Source organism: Bartonella sp. AA56HLJMS (genome assembly GCF_042197145.1).
In the GTDB taxonomy this organism is placed as follows: domain Bacteria; phylum Pseudomonadota; class Alphaproteobacteria; order Rhizobiales; family Rhizobiaceae; genus Bartonella.
Genome location: NZ_JBHIRL010000002.1, coordinates 13,163 through 32,488 on the forward strand (window position 1 = coordinate 13,163; position 19,326 = coordinate 32,488).

17 protein-coding genes are annotated in these 19,326 nt (G+C 38.9%); 3 read left to right on the forward strand and 14 right to left on the reverse strand.

Going from position 1 to position 19,326, the window contains the following annotated elements; all coding sequences use genetic code 11:
- Positions 1 to 19: 19 nt before the first annotated feature.
- From clpX to ACFINI_RS01485, 6 genes are all read right to left on the reverse strand, one after another.
- Positions 20 to 1,294, reverse strand: coding sequence for an ATP-dependent Clp protease ATP-binding subunit ClpX (gene clpX / locus ACFINI_RS01460; protein WP_273723371.1), 1,275 nt, complete (start codon positions 1,292 to 1,294; stop codon positions 20 to 22).
- 182 nt (positions 1,295 to 1,476) lie between these two features.
- Positions 1,477 to 2,109, reverse strand: a complete 633-nt coding sequence (gene clpP, locus ACFINI_RS01465) for an ATP-dependent Clp endopeptidase proteolytic subunit ClpP (protein ID WP_375611281.1) — start codon at positions 2,107 to 2,109, stop codon at positions 1,477 to 1,479.
- Between the two features lie 147 nt (positions 2,110 to 2,256).
- Positions 2,257 to 3,066 (reverse strand): hypothetical protein, encoded by an 810-nt coding sequence (locus ACFINI_RS01470; protein WP_375611280.1) that lies wholly within the window; start codon positions 3,064 to 3,066, stop codon positions 2,257 to 2,259.
- 10 nt (positions 3,067 to 3,076) lie between these two features.
- Positions 3,077 to 4,453, reverse strand: coding sequence for a Trk system potassium transporter TrkA (trkA, locus tag ACFINI_RS01475; RefSeq protein WP_375611279.1), 1,377 nt, complete (start codon positions 4,451 to 4,453; stop codon positions 3,077 to 3,079).
- A 4-nt stretch (positions 4,454 to 4,457) separates the two neighbouring features.
- Complete coding sequence (locus tag ACFINI_RS01480; protein ID WP_375611278.1) at positions 4,458 to 5,816, reverse strand: sigma-54-dependent transcriptional regulator; 1,359 nt, start codon at positions 5,814 to 5,816, stop codon at positions 4,458 to 4,460.
- A 1-nt stretch (position 5,817) separates the two neighbouring features.
- A complete protein-coding gene (locus ACFINI_RS01485; protein WP_375630198.1) occupies positions 5,818 to 8,085 on the reverse strand; it encodes an ATP-binding protein in 2,268 nt (755 codons plus the stop codon).
- A 172-nt stretch (positions 8,086 to 8,257) separates the two neighbouring features.
- Between ACFINI_RS01485 and rirA the strand changes: the two genes are divergently transcribed.
- The 3 genes from rirA to ACFINI_RS01500 are packed head-to-tail and all read left to right on the forward strand — an operon-like array spanning position 8,258 to position 10,401.
- Positions 8,258 to 8,701: an iron-responsive transcriptional regulator RirA gene (rirA, locus tag ACFINI_RS01490; protein WP_375611276.1), complete on the forward strand. Its 444-nt coding sequence runs from the start codon at positions 8,258 to 8,260 to the stop codon at positions 8,699 to 8,701.
- Positions 8,702 to 8,725: 24 nt separating this feature from the next.
- Complete coding sequence (locus ACFINI_RS01495; RefSeq protein WP_375630206.1) at positions 8,726 to 9,916, forward strand: bifunctional 2-C-methyl-D-erythritol 4-phosphate cytidylyltransferase/2-C-methyl-D-erythritol 2,4-cyclodiphosphate synthase; 1,191 nt, start codon at positions 8,726 to 8,728, stop codon at positions 9,914 to 9,916.
- Positions 9,913 to 10,401 carry a CinA family protein gene (locus ACFINI_RS01500; protein ID WP_375611275.1) on the forward strand — a complete coding sequence of 163 codons (489 nt, stop codon included), beginning with the start codon at positions 9,913 to 9,915 and terminating at the stop codon, positions 10,399 to 10,401. The genes ACFINI_RS01495 and ACFINI_RS01500 overlap by 4 nt, the downstream gene beginning before the upstream one ends.
- Before the next feature lie 597 nt (positions 10,402 to 10,998).
- On the opposite strand, the gene ACFINI_RS01505 is transcribed toward ACFINI_RS01500, so the two are convergent.
- The 8 genes from ACFINI_RS01505 to ACFINI_RS01540 form a co-directional block, all read right to left on the reverse strand.
- Complete coding sequence (locus ACFINI_RS01505; protein ID WP_375611274.1) at positions 10,999 to 11,460, reverse strand: type II toxin-antitoxin system RatA family toxin; 462 nt, start codon at positions 11,458 to 11,460, stop codon at positions 10,999 to 11,001.
- Between the two features lie 2 nt (positions 11,461 to 11,462).
- On the reverse strand, positions 11,463 to 12,425 hold the full coding sequence (lipA, locus tag ACFINI_RS01510) for a lipoyl synthase (RefSeq protein ID WP_375611273.1): 963 nt from the start codon (positions 12,423 to 12,425) through the stop codon (positions 11,463 to 11,465).
- 67 nt (positions 12,426 to 12,492) lie between these two features.
- Positions 12,493 to 13,953 (reverse strand): dihydrolipoyl dehydrogenase, encoded by a 1,461-nt coding sequence (lpdA, locus tag ACFINI_RS01515; RefSeq protein WP_375630197.1) that lies wholly within the window; start codon positions 13,951 to 13,953, stop codon positions 12,493 to 12,495.
- 220 nt (positions 13,954 to 14,173) lie between these two features.
- A complete protein-coding gene (locus ACFINI_RS01520; RefSeq protein ID WP_375612899.1) occupies positions 14,174 to 15,517 on the reverse strand; it encodes a pyruvate dehydrogenase complex dihydrolipoamide acetyltransferase in 1,344 nt (447 codons plus the stop codon).
- 14 nt (positions 15,518 to 15,531) lie between these two features.
- A complete protein-coding gene (locus tag ACFINI_RS01525) occupies positions 15,532 to 16,899 on the reverse strand; it encodes a pyruvate dehydrogenase complex E1 component subunit beta (protein WP_375620767.1) in 1,368 nt (455 codons plus the stop codon).
- A gap of 16 nt (positions 16,900 to 16,915) precedes the next feature.
- Positions 16,916 to 17,956: a pyruvate dehydrogenase (acetyl-transferring) E1 component subunit alpha gene (gene pdhA / locus ACFINI_RS01530; RefSeq protein ID WP_375645459.1), complete on the reverse strand. Its 1,041-nt coding sequence runs from the start codon at positions 17,954 to 17,956 to the stop codon at positions 16,916 to 16,918.
- 135 nt (positions 17,957 to 18,091) lie between these two features.
- The gene (locus ACFINI_RS01535) at positions 18,092 to 18,403 is read right to left on the reverse strand and encodes a septum formation initiator family protein (RefSeq protein ID WP_375612902.1); all 312 of its coding nucleotides are present in this window, start codon (positions 18,401 to 18,403) and stop codon (positions 18,092 to 18,094) included.
- Positions 18,404 to 18,584: 181 nt separating this feature from the next.
- A complete protein-coding gene (locus ACFINI_RS01540) occupies positions 18,585 to 18,986 on the reverse strand; it encodes a TM2 domain-containing protein (protein WP_375645460.1) in 402 nt (133 codons plus the stop codon).
- Positions 18,987 to 19,326: the final 340 nt, after the last annotated feature.

The window sequence follows — 19,326 nt, forward strand, 5'->3', positions numbered from 1 at the left end:
TATTGTGCATAGCACAATGTCATGCTGATACATTTTCTTTATCTTCTGCACGTTCTGAGTAAATATAAAGAGGACGCGCTTTCCCATCAACGACATCACTCGAAATAACCACTTTTTGAACGCCTTCAAGAGCCGGTAGCTCAAACATCGTCTCAAGAAGGATCTTCTCCATAATTGAACGTAAACCACGAGCACCAGTTTTACGTTCAATTGCTTTCTTTGCAATAACACGTAAAGCATCTTCATGAAATGCTAACTCGACATTCTCCATTTCAAAAAGACGCTGATATTGCTTTACTAACGCATTTTTAGGTTGTGATAAAATTTGCATGAGGGCGTTAACATCTAAATCCTCTAAGGTAGCGACTATAGGAAGCCGCCCAATAAATTCTGGTATTAAACCAAATTTAATAAGATCTTCAGGCTCTAAATCACGAAAAATTTCACCGACACAACGCTCATCCGGAGCCTTAACAGTCGCAGAAAAACCAATAGAAGTTTTTTCACCACGCCCTGAAATGATCCGTTCTAAACCTGCAAAAGCTCCCCCACAAATGAATAAGATGTTTGTGGTGTCAACCTGAAGAAACTCTTGTTGCGGATGCTTACGTCCACCTTGAGGAGGAACAGAAGCAATCGTTCCTTCCATAATTTTTAATAATGCTTGCTGAACTCCTTCCCCCGAAACATCTCTTGTAATAGAAGGATTGTCTGCTTTACGAGAAATCTTATCAACCTCATCGATATAAACAATACCACGCTGTGCACGTTCAACATTATAATCTGCTGCTTGAAGGAGCTTAAGAATAATATTTTCAACATCTTCCCCCACATAACCTGCTTCAGTCAAAGTGGTCGCATCCGCCATCGTAAAAGGCACATCAATAATACGTGCTAATGTTTGTGCAAGATAAGTTTTACCACAACCCGTTGGACCAACAAGAAGAATATTTGATTTAGCCAACTCAATATCATTGCTTTTAGACTGATGCGCCAACCGTTTATAATGATTATGAACAGCAACAGAAAGAACACGCTTTGCATGCTGCTGACCAATAACATAGTCATCAAGAACTGTTATAATTTCCTGTGGCGTAGGAACACCATCACGCACCTTAACCCCAGAAGACTTATTTTCTTCCCGAATAATATCCATGCAAAGCTCTACACATTCATCACAGATAAATACAGTAGGCCCCGCAATGAGCTTACGCACCTCATGCTGACTCTTGCCGCAGAACGAGCAATAGAGAGTATTTTTTGATTCGTTCCCGCTATTGCTAATTTTGCTCATTTTTCTTTCCTTTCACCACGATATATGAATACTTCGCCTTTTCAAGGAAGCTTTTCATCATGAAAACTAAAAGACATATAGAAAACCATGCATGTCTCAATACTTTTAGGTGTTTCTCTTATTTTGCGATATTTTTTATAAAACTCTTTGATTTAAAGTAGCTGTTTTTTCTATAAAAACTCTTAATCTTTTTCTTCTTTTTCAGTTTCTGCACGGTATTGTATAACATCATCAACTAAGCCAAACGCTTTGGCTTCTTCTGCTGTCATAAAATGATCGCGATCGAGAGTTCTCTCTATAACCTCATAATCTTGACTCGTATGTTGAACATAAATTTCATTTAAACGCCGTTTCATCTTTATAATATCTTGCGCATGTCGCTCAATATCTGAAGCTTGACCTTGAAAACCACCAGATGGTTGATGCACCATAATACGTGCGTTTGGCAATGTAAAACGATGACCTTTTGCTCCAGCCGTTAATAATAAAGACCCCATAGATGCCGCTTGCCCCATGCAAAGCGTAGAAACAGGAGGGCGAATAAACTGCATAGTATCATAAATAGCCATACCAGATGTCACAACACCGCCTGGAGAATTAATATAAAGACTAATTTCTTTTTTAGGATTTTCCGCTTCCAAGAAAAGCAATTGTGCACAAACAAGCATTGCCATACCATCTTCAACAGGACCATTAATAAAAATAATCCGCTCCTTTAAAAGACGGGAAAAAATATCATAGGCCCGTTCACCACGATTAGTTTGTTCAATAACCATAGGAACAAGACTTAATGCTGTTTTCATTGGATCACTCATATTTTTTACTTTCCGTTCATATAACAACCGCTCTTTACACATTCAATGTTTTTATCCATAGGCTAACATTACTCTCTTGTGCAAGCTACAATCAAGAGCTGTTTAAGATAGATTAAAATCCTAATCATTAAAATAGCAATAATAACTCTACCTAAACAAATGATGAACATCCGGAATGCGAGATACCGCCCAATGGTAAAAACTTCCTTCCTGAGGTCTTTTCGTAGTCTTTGTCTTTCTGTGAATATGAAAACCTATCAAGCGTGAATCTGTAAGCGGCTTTACGCCAAAAGCTGGTTCAAAAATACGTTCAGTTTTTCGCCCAGTCCAATAATAAAAAGTTTCCTTTTCCTTTGCTTCATGAAAAAAACCATATCGTTTTGCTAATCGTGAAATACCATCATTGCCAAATATTGTAACGCCAAGATTTCCCGGTAAAATCGGCATGTTTTTCCTCTTTAACCAGAACGGTCTCCAAACACGACGCTTAAACCCAAGCCAATGAGGAATAATTTCTGCACCTGCCCAATAATCCTCAAATATTTTTATAATAGGGTTATTGGGCGGAAAATAAAGTGCAGAAACGCCTACTCTTGTATTATTTTCTCTTGCCAACCAAACCTTATCCGCATCTGGATGAAATTGTTTAACAAGGTAAACATCTGTATCTAACCAAACACCTTGTTGATATTTCATCAGCATAACACGAAAAAAATCCGAGAACTGAACAATTGTACACCCTAGTTTATCATCAGAAAAATCGGGATCAAGGCGATAAATTGCTGAGCGTGGTAAAATTGATTCGGCTTCATACAGCTCAACACCAGCAGGGAGATTATCTATTTTTTTATCATAACTAAAAAGCTTAACGCGCTGTCCAGTTTTAACCATTGAAGACAAACAAAGCCTATCTACCAATCTTAATTGTCCACTATACCAAAAAGTACAAATATCCATAGATAATACATCAAAAATATTCTAAACTTACGCGAAAGAGTTGTTCAACATCACGAACCCTATCAGCAAGAGCAAAAATCACTATTCTATCACCAGACAAAATACGCGTATCTGCCGAAAGCTGTATTATTGTCTTATTGCGATAAATTGCACCAATTCTCAAACCATCTGATAAATTGAGCTCTGATAATGACTTACCAACCAATGAAGATGTTTGCATCACTTCAGCTTCAATAATTTCTGCTCGGCCATTAAAAACTGAATGAACAGAACGAATACGCCCACGGCGCATTTGTTGCAAAATTCTCGATATTGTAACACTATGGGGATTAAGATATGCATCCACACCAACAGCACGACTAAATTCTTGATAGGCAACATTATTAATCAATACCATATTGGCTTTGCAGCCCAATCTTTTAGCAATAATAGCGCTTAAGAGATTAACCTGATCTTGATTGGTCAATGTAATCATTAAATCGGACTGATCAATTCCCGCATCTTGAAGAATCACTGGATCTAACACGTTACCGTATAAAACTGTTGTTTTTTCAAGCTGATCAGCAATTGTGAGGGCTCTTTCTCTATGCGCTTCTATAATCTTCAATTTTAATTTATGAAAACGCTTTTCAATAGCCTGTGCAACATAAAGGCCAATGTGACCACCCCCTGCAATAATCATGCGGTGGGCATCTTGTTCTTTATGACCAAAAAGCCCAACAGCACGACGCATCTGTTCACGAGAAACAACAAGATAGGTTATATCACCAACGCGTAGTTGCGTTTCTGAATGTGCAACCAATAATTCCGCGCCACGTTTAATAGCAGTAACCGTCGTATGAAGATCTGGAAAAAGCTCTGTTAATTGACGCAAAGGTGTATTAATAACGGGACAATCTTCCATGCATTCCAAAGCTAGTGCCACAATATCATCATTACAAAAATAAAGAACATCTATTGCACCAGGTAAAGCAATACGGCGCAAAACCATTTCCCCAACTTCAACTTCTGGCGAAATAACCACATCAATGGGAATATTCTCTCTGGAAAAAAGCGTCTTATAACGTGGTTCTAAATAAGATTGTGAGCGAATACGAGCAATTTTTGTGGGCACATTAAATAATGAATGTGCTACTTGGCAAGCTACCATATTAACTTCATCAAACAAAGTGACAGCAATCAACATATCAGCTTTGTCTGCATCTGCAGCCAAAAGAACTTCAGGCCGTGAACCGTGACCAACAAAACCTCTCACATCCAATGTATCGCGAATCTTTTCAATTAATCTCGTTTCAATATCAATAACAGTAACATCGTGATTTTCAGCAGCAAGACGCTCTGCTATCCCATAACCAACCTGTCCTGCTCCACAAATAATAATACGCATCGCTTTAAGAAACTCCAAGCGCTTTAAGTTTACGGTGCAAAGCTGAACGCTCCATGCCTATAAATTCAGCAGTACGTGATATATTTCCACCCAAACGCCCAATCTGCGCCACTAAATATCTCTTTTCAAATAATTCTCGAGCTTCACGTAACGGCAAATCCATTATACTTTCATCTGAATCCATTTGAAGACGTGGCAAAGAATCACTTACTTCACTGGGAAGAAAGTCCGCTGTTATAGGACCATCACCATCCCGCACAAGAATAAGAAGACGCTCAATATTATTACGTAATTGCCGCACATTACCCGGCCAAGCGTGCGTTTGCAAAATAGCAATCACATCATCACTGATTGCACGCGGTTTAATCCCAACCTGCTGTGATATTGTTTTTACAAAATGATGTACAAGTTCTGGAATATCTTCACGACGCGCTGAAAGGGGCGGAACAACAATAGGAACAACGGAAAGACGGTGAAAAAGATCCTCCCTAAAGCGCCCATCAGAAATGAGGTTTTCAAGATTTTGCGCTGTCGAAGAAATGATACGGACATCCACCTTAACACGTTTTGTGCCGCCAATTCTCTCAAATGTTTGCCCCGTTAAAACCCGAAGAATCTTCCCTTGAGTCTCACGCGGCATGTCAGCAATTTCATCAAGATATAAGATACCGCCATGAGCTTCCTCTAAGGCACCAATTTTACGCTCTCTTCCCTCCATTTCGCTGCCAAACAGCTCTATTTCCATTCTTTCCGGAGTAATCGTTGCAGCATTTATTGTAACAAATGGCCCATTCGAACGCGTTGAGAGCGCATGAATAGCTCGTGCAACAGTCTCTTTTCCTGCCCCTGAAGGACCTGTTATCATGATGCGACTATTGGTTGGTGCTACTTTTTCTATGATTTGACGCAAATTTTTTATAACTGTCGATTTTCCGAGCAACTCTAATGTCTCGTTCGAACGCTTTCGCAATTCTAAAAGCTCACGTTTTAAATTTGAATTTTCAAGTGTTCTCTCTGCAACCAATACAAGTCTATCAGCTTTAAAAGGTTTTTCAATGAAATCATATGCCCCTCGCTTTATAGCGGAAACAGCCGTCTCAATATTACCATGACCAGAGATCATAACAACCGGAAGAGCCGGATATTGTGTTTTAATTTCATCAAGCAGTGCTAAACCATCGAGACGACTACCCTGTAGCCAAATATCCAAAAAAATGAGCTTTGGAATACGCTCACTAATTTGAGCCAATGCTTCATCAGAGTTACAAGCAACACGCGTTTCATAACCTTCATCATCTAAAATACCAGCAACAAGCTCACGAATATCTGCTTCATCATCAACAATCAAGATATCTGATACCATACTATTCCCCTATCTTATGATTTATGGCTTGTATAATATTACCCTGCTTACCCCCATCCGCTGGAAATATCAAACGGATCATCGCACCACGACCTTCATAAAAACTCTCCGGTGCATCATGAAGCTCCATGAAACCACCGTGATCTTCAATAACTTTGCGCACAATAGCTAACCCCAGCCCTGTTCCTTTTTCCCGCGTTGTTATATAGGGTTCTAATAACTTTTGTCTTTGCTCTTTAGGAAGTCCTTTCCCGTTATCAACAACATCCACAACCACCCATTCTCCCTGACGATAAGAACGGATAAGAATATGACCGTGAATATTTTCCTCTCGCATAACTGAATCTATGGATTCGCTCGCGTTTTTGATAACATTGCAAAAAGCCTGTACAATGAGACGGTTATCAAATGCACCCATAAGTGGTAGAGTTCCTAAATCTTGCTCAAAATGAATATCATGTCGCGTCACCTCTATCAAGAAACATGCTTCGCGCAACAATTCTCGTATATCTAAAATATGCATTTTGGGTTTGGGCATACGTGCAAAAGAGGAAAACTCATCAACCATACGCCCAATATCTCCAACCTGCCGAATAATTGTGTCAATACACCGCTCAAAGACCTCTCTATCTTGTGTAATAGCTTTGTTATAACGTTTACGAATGCGTTCAGCGGATAACTGAATAGGTGTAAGAGGATTTTTAATTTCGTGTGCAATACGCCGCGCAATATCCGCCCACGCCGCTGTACGTTGCGCTGCAACAAGATCTGTAATATCATCAATTGTTAGAACCCAAGATTGCCCTTGTCCATCATCCTCCTCCATCGTAACTTGGACATTACAGACACGCTCTTTTCCTGCAACGTTTAAAGTGACCTGCTCACGATGGTTTTTACGATCCAATGAACGCACAAACTGAAAAACCTGCCAAATTTCAGCGCTTAAAGATAAAAGACTTTTTCCAACAACGCGCTCTGAGCGAATATCAAACATCGCTTCAATAGACCGATTGATAATGGTGATATCACCATTATCATCTATACCTGCTACTCCCGCTGTTACACCCGATAACACAGCTTCAGAAAAACGCCGTCTTTCATCAATTTGATCACGCACTGCAATCAATTCATTACGCCGACTTTTCAATTCACTGACCATGTAATTAAAAGTTTTGGATAATTGCCCAATATCTCCATCTTTTGCTCGTACTGGCACGAAAATTTCCATATTTCCAGAAGCAACATCATCGGCAGCACTAATGAGAAGACGAATAGGACGTACTAAGCGATCAGCAACAGCAATAGCAGCCCAAATGGCTGATAAGAATAAACTAAAAAAAAGACACAAATAAAGCATACCAAATGCAATCTGTGTCAGCAGGCGATTCTCATTTAAATCACGATAACGATCTGTATTAACTTCCGTCAAACGCAAAGCAGATAAAACACCTTTATCAACGTCACGCACCAAATATAAAAATGTGTTTGGAATATTGGTAAATTTTAAAATAATACCAAAATAATCATGGACGCCTGGTTGAAAAGAAAAAGGTCTCGCACTGGTTGCACGTTCAATAAGATGAGAAGGAGGAATTGGCAGTTTATCTTCATCACCAAGAGCACTCGATACAAAAATAGCTCCACTAGAACTTAACAAAAATGCACCACGCAAATTGCGTCCTAGAGCATGACGCGTCAATTGCATCCTATATTCAGCTGGATTACGTTCTAAGAGTTTTTTGTTATCAAGTGCAAATGCCATCGCGTAGGATAAATTTTTTAAATTTTGGAGCATTTCATCTGCATAAGCATTTGCTAAATCAATAGAAGAGCCCACAATTTGCCGCGTTGTTGTATCAAACCATCGATCAAGTCCCAAATTTAGTGCTGGACCCGATACAAGAGCTACAGCAACAGCTGGCATTGTCGCAACAAGTGCAAACAATGAAATAAGGCGCACATGAAGACGCGATCCTGCACGCCTTGAACGCCAAGCACGAATGATCGGTATCATCTCATAAAAAACGATGACAATAAGCCCTAAAACCCAAAAACTATTAATTCCTATAAGAATAAGGGTTACTGTTCTACTGGGAACAACAGGAGTTAATCCAATAAGAATAATAAATGAAACAGAGGCCGTAAGTAAAGCCAATACAATAATTGTAATCCCTAAAAAAATATATACCTTACTTAAACGATACAACTCATCGTTATAAGTATTTTTATCTATGTCTTGAAGATTCGTCACAGATGTTATATTCGTCATGAGCTTACATACCCTTATCCCATTATTCTCATATAACCTTTTGTAGCAAAAATTGACAATACTAATACTACATTTAAAATAGGCAAATATAGTCAACGAGAAAAAACTTCTACATTTTGCAAAATATCTTTAAAATAGACTGTGTTCGACGATACTTTACGAAGGAAATGAGATGCGATTAACAAAACAAACAAATTATGCTCTTCGAATGCTCATGTATTGTGCAGATAATCAGGGAACTCTCAGTCGTGTTCCAGAAATTGCTAAAGCATATGCCGTTTCAGAGCTTTTTTTATTTAAAATCCTTCAGCTGCTTGTTCAAGCAGGTTTTATACAAACAGTGCGTGGACGCAATGGTGGAGTTAGATTGGCTAAACCCGCAGCAGAGATTTCAGTCGCTGATGTTGTGAAAGTAACAGAAGACAACTTTTCCCTCGCAGAATGTTTCGATACTGCAGAACCAACTTGCCCCTTGTTTGATTTTTGTGGTTTAAATACCGCACTTCAAAAAGCATTAAATGCTTTTTTTGAGGTGTTATCCGTGATATCCCTTGCTGATCTACAACAACCATCCTTTCAAAATCATTTTAAAATTAATGACAAAAAAGCAAACTAAGATTATAATACAAGGAGATTAAGTATTTCTATTGCAGCAATAATATTAGCCGCTGGACGGGGTGAAAGAGCAGGATCTCCCCATAAAATTCCAAAACAATATCGGCTTCTAGGACAAAAGCCAATTATTTATCATACCGTGCATTGTTTTTTGCAGCATCCAGCTATCACAACAATTATTCTTGTTATTCATCCAGAAGATCGTCAAATCTGTGAACAAGCTATTGACGATTTTAAAGAGCGCCTTATTATCGTTGAAGGAGGCAATACACGTCAAATCTCTACCTTATATGGACTTCAGGCACTCAAAAAATTTGCCCCCCAATATGTGCATATTCATGATGGTGCACGCCCTTTTATCGAAAACAAGCTTCTTAATAACATTCACAACACTATCACGCCTCAAGAAGGTGTTCTTCCTGTTCTGCCCATCTCTGATACCCTTAAACGTATAAATAATCAGCATGTTTTAGAAACAATTCCCCGTACCCATCTTTATAGAGCACAAACTCCACAGTGTTTTCCCTTTGAACATATCTTAGCGGCCCATAAACAAGCAAAACAAGCTTGCAAACAAGAATTCACTGACGATTCTGCAATTGCCGAATGGTTTGGAATTCCTATGCGTACCATTCCTGGGGATCCTAACAACATAAAAATTACATGGCATGAAGATTTTAATACTGCACATTTATATCTCCAAAAGAAAATGCAAATATTTCCTGATATTCGTACCGGCAATGGTTATGATGTTCACTCTTTTGAGGATGGTGATTTTCTTATATTATGTGGTATAAAAATCCCTTTTCATAAAAAATTAAATGGACACTCCGATGCGGATGTTGCTCTTCATGCATTAACAGATGCCCTTCTTGCAACTCAAGGTGCTGGAGATATCGGTACACATTTTCCTCCCTCTGATCCTCAATGGAAAAATGTATCATCAGAAATTTTTCTCCGTCATGCTCTTGATATTATAAAACAAGCAGGTGGTCGTATCGCCAATGTTGATATCACAATTATCGCTGAAAATCCTAAAATTAGTCCATATCGTCATGCCATGACAGAAAATCTTATAACAATACTTGCAATAACACCTGATCGAATCTCTATCAAAGCAACAACAAATGAAAGGCTTGGATTTATTGGTCGTGGTGAGGGAATTGCTGCTCTTGCAACAGTGAGCGTCCTTTATTCAGGAGAAATTCCCCAATGACATATCTTTGTGAAAAACACGCACATGAAGTCCTTAATACCTTTCGCCAAAAAGGTTTGCTGTTAACAACTGTAGAGTCTTGTACAGGGGGACTCATTGCTGCATGCCTCACAAATATAGCAGGATCGTCAGATGTTCTCGATTGTGGATTTGTTGTTTATTCAAATGAATCCAAAACACGCCTTGTTGGCGTTTGTGCTGAACTTATAAGAACCTATGGTGCCGTTTCAAAAGAAGTTGCTCTTGCAATGGCTGAGGGTGGATTAAAACATTCACAAGCTGACATTGCAGTTTCTGTAACAGGAATTGCTGGCCCAGGAGGTGCAAGTCTTGATAAACCTGTAGGACTTGTGCATTGCGCAGTTGCTTACAAAAACCACTCTCCCCTGCACAAAGAAATGCACTTTGCTCATCTTAATCGCAATGCTATCCGCCACGCAACTGTTGAAAATGCTTTTAAAATGATTCTGGAATTGCTTCACTGAATTCCCCATACTAATTTCAAAATTCTTTATTCCCCATCGAGTCTATAATCGTCAACATCTTGAAAAAATTTTATTGTATCACAACTTGAAAATGAAAGATCTGAATAGCGTAAAGTTATCTCACTTCAGTCCTGTGTAGATTGAATTAATCAAATTTATTCACTTGCACGCCACAAGAGAAAAAACTGTATAAATAAAATGATTAAAGAAAGAGACACTTGTACTTCTCTCAAGTGCTAAGAGCTGGCACAACATCTTGAGAGATGGCAAATAAATGATACAGGAGGAATTCTTCATAAGTGTACAGATGTAGATTTTATATACTTTTACGAAAATCTATACTATTTATTATGAGCACTATTATGAAATGGGTATGACGCAAGCAGGTTCTATTTGGGCGTTTTGTTTAACGAGTGTGCATCCATTAAAAAAGAGAGAAACAAAAGCATGAAGCTGTGCATCATCTTCATCATTTAAAATGATATTCCTTCAATATGCTTTTGAAAGCTGAATTAAAAACAAATAGTAAAGATGGAAACCGGTTTTCACCTTCACGCTGTTTAAGCAATAGGTATTGTTAAAAAATAACAGAATAGACTATGTTACCGTAGAGCCATAAATCTGATGCGCACGCTTCTCAAAAGCCTCGGTAAATTTACGAAACGCAATATCAAACATTGAGCCCATGACTAATCCAAGCGTTTTACTTTTAAATTCATAATCAATAAAAAACTCTATATTACATGCATTGGTATTTTCAATATCATGAAAGGCCCAACGATTTTCAAGATATTTGAATGGACCATCAATATATTTAACTTCTATAAGACTTTTTTCCGGCTGAAGAAATACTTGAGTCGTAAAAGTTTCACGAATAATCTTATAGCCAACGGTCATATCCGCAAGAAGCAATATTTTTTTTCCATATTCTTTTCGAGAACGTATTATTAAAGACTCACACATTGGTAAAAATTCAGGATAACGCTCAATATCTGAAACCAGATCAAACATTTCACTGGCACTATGGGTGATCTGCCGATGTATTGTAAAAATCGGCATAATTATCTCTGTAAGGAAAATTTTTCATCACGCGCTTTTTGCAAAATGGCAAAATCATCTCCAGCATGATGAGATGAACGCGTTAGAGGATTGGAGGCCATATGTAAAAATCCTTTTACTTTACCAATCTTGGCAAAAGACTCAAATTCTTCAGGAGGCACAAAACGAACAACTGGATGATGTTTTCGTGTAGGCTGCAAATATTGTCCAATTGTCATAAAGTCAACATCAGCAGCGCGCAAATCATCCATCAATTGCAAAACTTCATTTCGCTCCTCCCCGAGGCCAACCATAATTCCCGATTTTGTAAAAATTGTTGGATCAAGTTCTTTAACACGTTGTAACAAACGAATTGAATGAAAATAACGTGCCCCTGGACGGACCTTCAAATATTTAGAAGGAACTGTTTCTAAGTTATGATTAAAAACATCAGGCTTAGCAGCAACAACAACTTCTAAAGCGCCATCCTTATGACGAAAATCAGGTGTAAGAACTTCAATTGTTGTTTTAGGAGTTTTTTGACGAATCGCATAAATAACTTTTGCAAAATGCTCAGCACCACCATCAGCAAGATCATCACGATCAACAGATGTAATGACAACATGTTTTAATTCCATCCTTGCAACAGCATCAGCGACACGTTCTGGCTCATTATCATCAACGGCAAGTGGAATACCTGTTGCAACGTTACAAAAAGCACAAGCACGCGTACATATTTCACCTAAAATCATAAAGCTAGCATGCCTCTGGCTCCAACATTCGCCAATATTAGGACAACCAGCTTCTTCACATACAGTCACTAGCTTATGCGTACGTACAATACCATGTGTTTCCTTATAAATTGGTGATGTTGGCGCTTTTACACGAATCCAATCTGGCTTTTTTTGAACGCTTGTATCAGGACGATGTGCCTTTTCAGGATGACGCAATCGTCTATTTGCAACTCTATCAACAACCGTAACCATTTAAGCCTTTGCCTTATAAATACGAAGTAACAATCAAAAATATAAAATTTTTCATACAATCCAGTCATCAAGCGTTTAAAACTTGACCATAAGCATCTAATACACTTTCTTTCATCATTTCCGATAAGGTCGGATGTGGAAAGACAGTATGCATTAATTCTTCTTCTGTTGTTTCAAGATTCATAGCAATAACAAAACCCTGTATCAATTCTGTTACCTCAGCCCCTACCATATGGGCCCCGAGAAGCTGTCCTGTTTTTTTATCAAAAATCGTTTTTACTAACCCCTGATCTTCACCCAAAGCAATCGCCTTACCATTCGCAGCAAAAGAATAACGACCAATACGTATATCATAACCTGCTTCTTTTGCTGCCGCTTCTGAAAGCCCTACAGAGGCAACCTGTGGTGTACAATATGTACACCCTGGAATTTTTCTTTTATCAAGTGGATGAGCGCTTTTCAAACCTGCAAGATGCTCAATACATATCACACCTTCTTCTTCTGCTTTATGGGCCAACATAGGAGGGCCTGCTACATCACCAATAGCATAAATACCTCCCACCCCCGTCCAACTCCATTCATCAGTTACAATGCAGCCGCGATCGGTTTTTATTCCCAAAGCTTCTAAACCAAGATTCTCAATATTACCTTGCACCCCAACAGCAGAAATCAACCGGTCAACAGTCATTGACTCTATTTTACCTTGAACATCAATATGTACACTTACAGAATCGGAAGATTTTTCAACCTTTGTTACTTTTGCTTGACGAAGAATACGTAAACCTTTTTTCTCTAACTGTTTACGAGCAAACGTTGAAATTTCAATATCTTCAGCAGGCATGATATGGGGCATCATTTCAACAACAGTTACTGTCGCCCCCATATCATGATAAAAAGAAGCAAATTCAATGCCAATAGCCCCAGACCCTATAACCAAAAGCGATTTTGGCATTGCTGGCGGTATCATAGCTTCAAAATAAGTCCAAATGAGTTTTCCATCTGGCTCAATACCAGGAAGGACACGAGGACGTGCGCCCGTTGCAATAATGATATGCTTTGCTTGATAAGTTCCCTCCCCTAACGTCCCTTTAGGGACTGGATTTTGCGGTTGCATAATCGGTTTGGAGGATGAAGAAACCATAATTTCCGCAGGAAGGCTTCCCTTTGCTTCTTTAGTAAGCTTTGCTTCACCCCAGATAATATCAATTTTGTTTTTTTTCATTAAAAAACCAACACCAGCATTTAAACGTGCTGAAACACCCCGTGAACGTGCCACAACATCTTTGATGTTTGCCTCAATTGAACCATTAATTTTTAATCCATAATTTGTCGCATGTTCAGCAAAATGTTTCATTTCCGCTGAACGTAGAAGGGCCTTTGTTGGAATACATCCCCAATTTAAACAGATCCCTCCCAAATGTTCACGTTCAACAATCGCAGTCTTAAAGCCACATTGTGCTGCACGAATTGCGGTTACATATCCGCCTGGACCTGATCCAATCACAATTACATCATAAAGATTTGCCACAGTAATTCCTCCATGGATATATAAAAAACGGATATGCATTTTTTGAACTTAAGACTGTAAAACAACATGAGAGAATTATCTTATGTCTTTGCTTTAAGCTTCACGTAAATGCTTTACCCAAACCAGAAATAGCAATAACATTGCTCTTTAAACTCTTTAAATTTGTTTCTATTCTCTTAACACGCTTTCTCACAATTTACGTGAAGAACTGTTAAACAGTTCAAACCAACATTGCTAATGGATTTTCAATCATCTTCTTAAAAGTCCGCGCGAGCTCTGCTGCTAAAGCACCATCGACAGCACGATGATCCGCAGAAAGCGTAACTGACATAACTGTCGCAACAACTAATGCACCATTTTTAACAACGGCGCGTTGCTCCCCTGCACCAATCGCAAAAATCGTCGCATGCGGTGGATTAAGAATAGCCGAAAAACTTTTTATACCATACATCCCCATATTTGATACAGCTGTTGTTCCACCCTGATATTCTTCCATTTTTAACTTGCCCTCGCGCGCACGCTTTGCAAAATCCTTCATCTCTTTGGAAATAAGTGATAACGGCTTTTTCTCTGCATGGCGAATAATCGGTGTAATTAATCCATTGGGAATAGAAACAGCAACCCCAACATCACAATGTTTATGATGAAGCATCCCGCCTTCAAGCCAAGAAACATTCGCATCAGGAACCGCTTTCAAAGAAAGTGCGACAGCTTTGATCACCATATCATTAACAGAAAGCTTATAAGTAGGCTGAGTTTCTTCCTGCCCCTTAACCATTGGAGCAGCAGCATTTAGTTGTGTACGCAGTGCTAATAGCGCATCAAGTTCACAATCTACCGTTACATAGAAATGTGGGACTCTCTGTTTTGATTCCACCAAACGTGTCGCGATTGTTTTACGCATATTATTATGGGGAGCGAAGCTATATTCATCCTCTTTGAAGAGTTTCAATATCTGTTTGTCCGAAGCACCTGTAGCTATTAGCTCCCCTATCGATGATGAATAAGACACTTTAGACATATCGCTGCTCACAGCTTTTTCTACATCGCGCTTAATAATACGCCCATGCGGACCACTTCCAGAAATAAGGGATAAATCAAGACCTGCCTGAGATGCTAATCGCCGCGCTAAGGGAGAGGCAAAAAGACGAGCTTCCTTTTTATCTTGCTGTATTAATTGCCCAGTTGATGATTCATGAGACATTTTTATTCCCTTTGAGTCCGTCTGTTTCAGAGAATCTGTCTGTTTGATGCCCTCTGGTTTTTGTCTTGTAGAAGAAGAGATTTCTTCTGCAACTTTTGCAGCTTCAGCTAAATCTTCACCTTCTTCTGCTAAAACAACAATTAAAGCATTTACTTTAACGCCTTGTGTTCCAGCAGGAACAACAATTTTAGCAACCCTACCTTCATCAACGGCTTCGACTTCCATTGTCGCTTTATCCGTCTCAATTTCAGCAATAACATCACCAGAGGAAACCTTATCTCCCTCCTTAATATTCCATTTTGTTAAATTTCCCTCTTCCATCGTAGGGGAAAGCGCTGGCATTGTAATTTTAATGGGCATTATGCTTTCCTCCGTTATGCTCTGTATGTCACAGCCTTAACGGCCTCAATAATTTCAGCAGTATTAGGCAAAGCCAACTTCTCAAGATTAGCGGCATAAGGCATCGGAACATCTTTACCAGAAATCGTAGCAATTGGCGCATCAAGATAGTCAAAAGCCTGCTGCATAACACGCGTTGCTATTTCAGTTCCCACAGATGACTGAGGAAATCCCTCTTCAATTGTTACCAAACGACCTGTTTTTTTAACTGACGAAAGAATTGTTGGAAGATCCATCGGGCGAATGGTTCGTAAATCAATCAATTCAACATCAATACCAAGTTTTTCGATTTCTGGTAACGCTTGAACAGCATAATGCATCCCAATTCCACATGCAACAATCGTCACATCTTGTCCAGACTTATGAATACGTGCCTTACCAATAGGCAAAAGAAAATCATCCAGTTGAGGAACATCAAATTGATGCCCATACAAAATCTCATTTTCAAGGAAAATAACAGGATTATCATCACGAATAGCAGATTTCAGCAAACCTTTTGCATCTGCAGCACTATAAGGCATGACAACTTTCAGACCTGGTACATGACTATACCATGCAGCATAACATTGAGAATGTTGAGCACCAACACGGGCAGCCGCGCCATTGGGACCTCGGAAAACCATAGGAGCGGTCATTTGTCCACCAGACATATAACGTGTTTTGGCTGCTGAGTTAATAATTTGGTCCATCGCCTGCATCGCAAAATTAAAGGTCATAAACTCGACAATAGGACGTAACCCACCAAAAGCAGCCCCGACAGCCAGCCCAGCAAAGCCGTGTTCTGTAATTGGGGTATCAATAACTCGGCGTTCTCCGAATTCTTCCAACAAACCTTGACTAACCTTATAGGCACCTTGATATTGCGCGACTTCTTCCCCCATAAGAAAAACTGTTTCATCACGCCGCATTTCTTCAGCCAAAGCCTGATTAAGCGCTTCACGAACTGTCATTGTAACCATTTGTGTTCCCGCTGGAATATCAAAATTAAGAGATGTATCAAAAGTAGGAGCAGCCTGCGGAACTGACAAAGGCAGAGAAAGAGCAGATTCCTTAGTTTTTTGTGCTGTATCAGTAGGTTGCGAAATATCCTCAGCACGCTCACCTTCTTCTAACAAAATTGCAATAACAGTGTTAACCCTTACGCCTTCTGAACCTTCAGGCACAAAAATTTTACCAAGAGTACCTTCATCAACGGCCTCTACTTCCATTGTAGCCTTATCCGTTTCAATTTCAGCAATAACATCGCCAGAGCTAACCTTATCACCTTCTTTCTTGAGCCATTTAGACAGTTTACCTTCTTCCATAGTTGGTGAAAGCGTCGGCATCAAAATATCAATAGACATACTTGCTTCCCTCGCATCAAACTAAAATATCAGTATAGAGCTCAGAAGCATCTGGCTCTTGATCACTTTGTGCAAAATCTACCGCATCAGCAACAATTGCACGGACCTCTTTCTCAATAGATTTTAAATCGTCTTCGCTCGCCCAATTTTTTTTAAGAATCCGACTTTTTACTTGATCAATCGGATCGTGCTCCTCTTTTATTTTTTGGACTTCTTCCTTTGAACGATATTTTGCTGGATCAGACATGGAATGACCACGATAGCGATAGGTCTGCATATCAAGAATGATCGGTCCTTTACCTGAGCGTGCCCAAGAAATTGCTTTATCAGCAGCTCCTTTTACTGATCGAACATCCATACCGTCAACAACAATACCTGGAATTTCAAAAGAAAGACCACGTCGTGAAAAATCAGTTTCTGCAGATGCACGTGAAACTGACGTTCCCATAGCATACTGATTGTTTTCAATAATATAAACAACGGGAAGCTTCCAAAGTGAAGCCATATTAAAACTCTCGTAAACCTGCCCCTGATTTGCAGCACCATCACCAAAATAAACCAATGTCACATTATCTTTACCAAGGTACTGATTCGAAAATGCCAAACCTGAACCAATGGGAACCTGCGCACCAACAATACCATGTCCCCCATAAAAGTTCTTTTCTTTAGAGAACATATGCATCGAGCCACCTTTCCCTTTGGAAAAGCCACCTTGACGTCCCGTTAATTCTGCCATAACACCACGCGGACTCATCCCAACCGCTAACATATGACCATGATCACGGTAAGACGTAATAACCTGATCACCTTCTTTTGCCGCTTTCAATGTTCCTATAACAACGGCTTCCTGACCAATATAAAGGTGACAAAATCCCCCAATAAGCCCCATACCATAAAGTTGTCCTGCTTTTTCTTCAAAACGGCGAATTAAAAGCATTTCACGATAAGCATCAAGTTCTTCTTCTTTTGTAAAATCTGCTATTGGTGTTTTCTTTGTGGTGCTTGATAATGCAGTGCGCGCCGCCGACGCAGAATTTTTTTTAAGTCGTTCTGCCATATTAAACTCCCTTTTATGATTATTTAGGAATAACCTTTACGAACAAAAGTTACAAGCCTTATCAATCGGCTTAAACAATATCATTGCTGATTGTTGTTTAAATTAAGCGATTTTTCATTTACCTTTGGTATCATTTCAAGGTATTAAGATTGTCAATTCATTTGGCTTAGAAAAGTTCAAATTCTTTCGGACATACTCATCCAACATATCTTTTTCTATATGCCCATTGCGTAAAAGAGAAATACGCTTTTCCATGAATATCCGCTCAGCTTCTATTTCATGAAGCTCCTTTTCTAATTCGCTAATATGCTGATTAACTTCACTGCGTGAATACAATCCATACTCACCATGATAAATGTGATAACTGAAATAGCTTAAGACTCCCACCGTCATAAGAGGTAGTACAAAGCGTACTTTGATTGATCGACGTTTCTGCTTTGTCCACATAAAATAGCACAGTCTTTACAGCACAAATTCCTCAATACTCAGCCCAACTATGCACGATTTTGATTAACACCTCATTACCAAATCTACACCAAAATAATTTATTATTTCAATTTATCCCCCCGCAAGACAATCAAAGTAAGCTGTATGCCCCACTTTTTGTATTACAAATATTGGATATCCACTAATTTGTAGATTTTTTCCCAAAATTTCCTGTTAAAATAAAGATAAAATCAATCAATGCCCAAGGTACAGTTATAAGCCCCCCTAATCCCAGAGACATTATAGTTATAAGAAACATAGCAAGAGCCGTTCCCAGTTTATTTGCCATAAAGCGGTGAATCCCAAAAGCCCCGAAAAAAAAGCTTAAGATTGCCAAAGCCAATCTTGATTGTTCTAATATTTTTCGATGAAAAATAGGGATAACAGACTTAATGCTATCTCCTTCACATACAAAATCAATCGCATCATCTATATTAGGCGCTTTTTTCCCTAACCAATCCTCACGCAAAAATTGGTAACGCTTGCCATCATCTCCCGAAACGAGATAAGCCTCTCGATCACGACCAATAATCTTACCTTTCATCCTTGCCCACCTATAAAGCTGCTCCTTATGTGTTATTCATAAAGAGATTATTTCTAAATTCAATAATATGCGAATTAACCTCACGGTATAAATAAAACGCATAAAAACTATGATGAACGTGTAATTGAAATAAGTTTGAAGCCCCCCAATAATCCAATGTTTCCCGCTGCTATAAGCTGCAACCTAAAGTACGCCGTAATTGATTTGCGCCTTTGTATTACCCGTATAAAATAGCACTGTCCTTTTCAATATTTTTATTCAACTGTGCACAGTTTTTTAATCTCTCCTTAAAAAGGTATAGAGACATAGTTCGGCATTAATCAACTTAATATATTTATAA

Excerpts from the sequence above, each read along its gene's own strand:
- clpX (WP_273723371.1), bottom strand. The coding sequence starts at position 1,294 with ATGAGCAAAATTAGCAATAGCGGGAACGAATCAAAAAATACTCTCTAT.
- clpP (WP_375611281.1), bottom strand. The coding sequence starts at position 2,109 with ATGAGTGATCCAATGAAAACAGCATTAAGTCTTGTTCCTATGGTTATT.
- ACFINI_RS01470 (WP_375611280.1), bottom strand. The coding sequence starts at position 3,066 with ATGGATATTTGTACTTTTTGGTATAGTGGACAATTAAGATTGGTAGAT.
- trkA (WP_375611279.1), bottom strand. The coding sequence starts at position 4,453 with ATGCGTATTATTATTTGTGGAGCAGGACAGGTTGGTTATGGGATAGCA.
- ACFINI_RS01480 (WP_375611278.1), bottom strand. The coding sequence starts at position 5,816 with ATGGTATCAGATATCTTGATTGTTGATGATGAAGCAGATATTCGTGAG.
- ACFINI_RS01485 (WP_375630198.1), bottom strand. The coding sequence starts at position 8,085 with ATGACGAATATAACATCTGTGACGAATCTTCAAGACATAGATAAAAAT.
- rirA (WP_375611276.1), top strand. The coding sequence starts at position 8,258 with ATGCGATTAACAAAACAAACAAATTATGCTCTTCGAATGCTCATGTAT.
- ACFINI_RS01500 (WP_375611275.1), top strand. The coding sequence starts at position 9,913 with ATGACATATCTTTGTGAAAAACACGCACATGAAGTCCTTAATACCTTT.
- ACFINI_RS01505 (WP_375611274.1), bottom strand. The coding sequence starts at position 11,460 with ATGCCGATTTTTACAATACATCGGCAGATCACCCATAGTGCCAGTGAA.
- lipA (WP_375611273.1), bottom strand. The coding sequence starts at position 12,425 with ATGGTTACGGTTGTTGATAGAGTTGCAAATAGACGATTGCGTCATCCT.
- ACFINI_RS01520 (WP_375612899.1), bottom strand. The coding sequence starts at position 15,517 with ATGCCCATTAAAATTACAATGCCAGCGCTTTCCCCTACGATGGAAGAG.
- ACFINI_RS01525 (WP_375620767.1), bottom strand. The coding sequence starts at position 16,899 with ATGTCTATTGATATTTTGATGCCGACGCTTTCACCAACTATGGAAGAA.
- pdhA (WP_375645459.1), bottom strand. The coding sequence starts at position 17,956 with ATGGCAGAACGACTTAAAAAAAATTCTGCGTCGGCGGCGCGCACTGCA.
- ACFINI_RS01535 (WP_375612902.1), bottom strand. The coding sequence starts at position 18,403 with ATGTGGACAAAGCAGAAACGTCGATCAATCAAAGTACGCTTTGTACTA.
- ACFINI_RS01540 (WP_375645460.1), bottom strand. The coding sequence starts at position 18,986 with ATGAAAGGTAAGATTATTGGTCGTGATCGAGAGGCTTATCTCGTTTCG.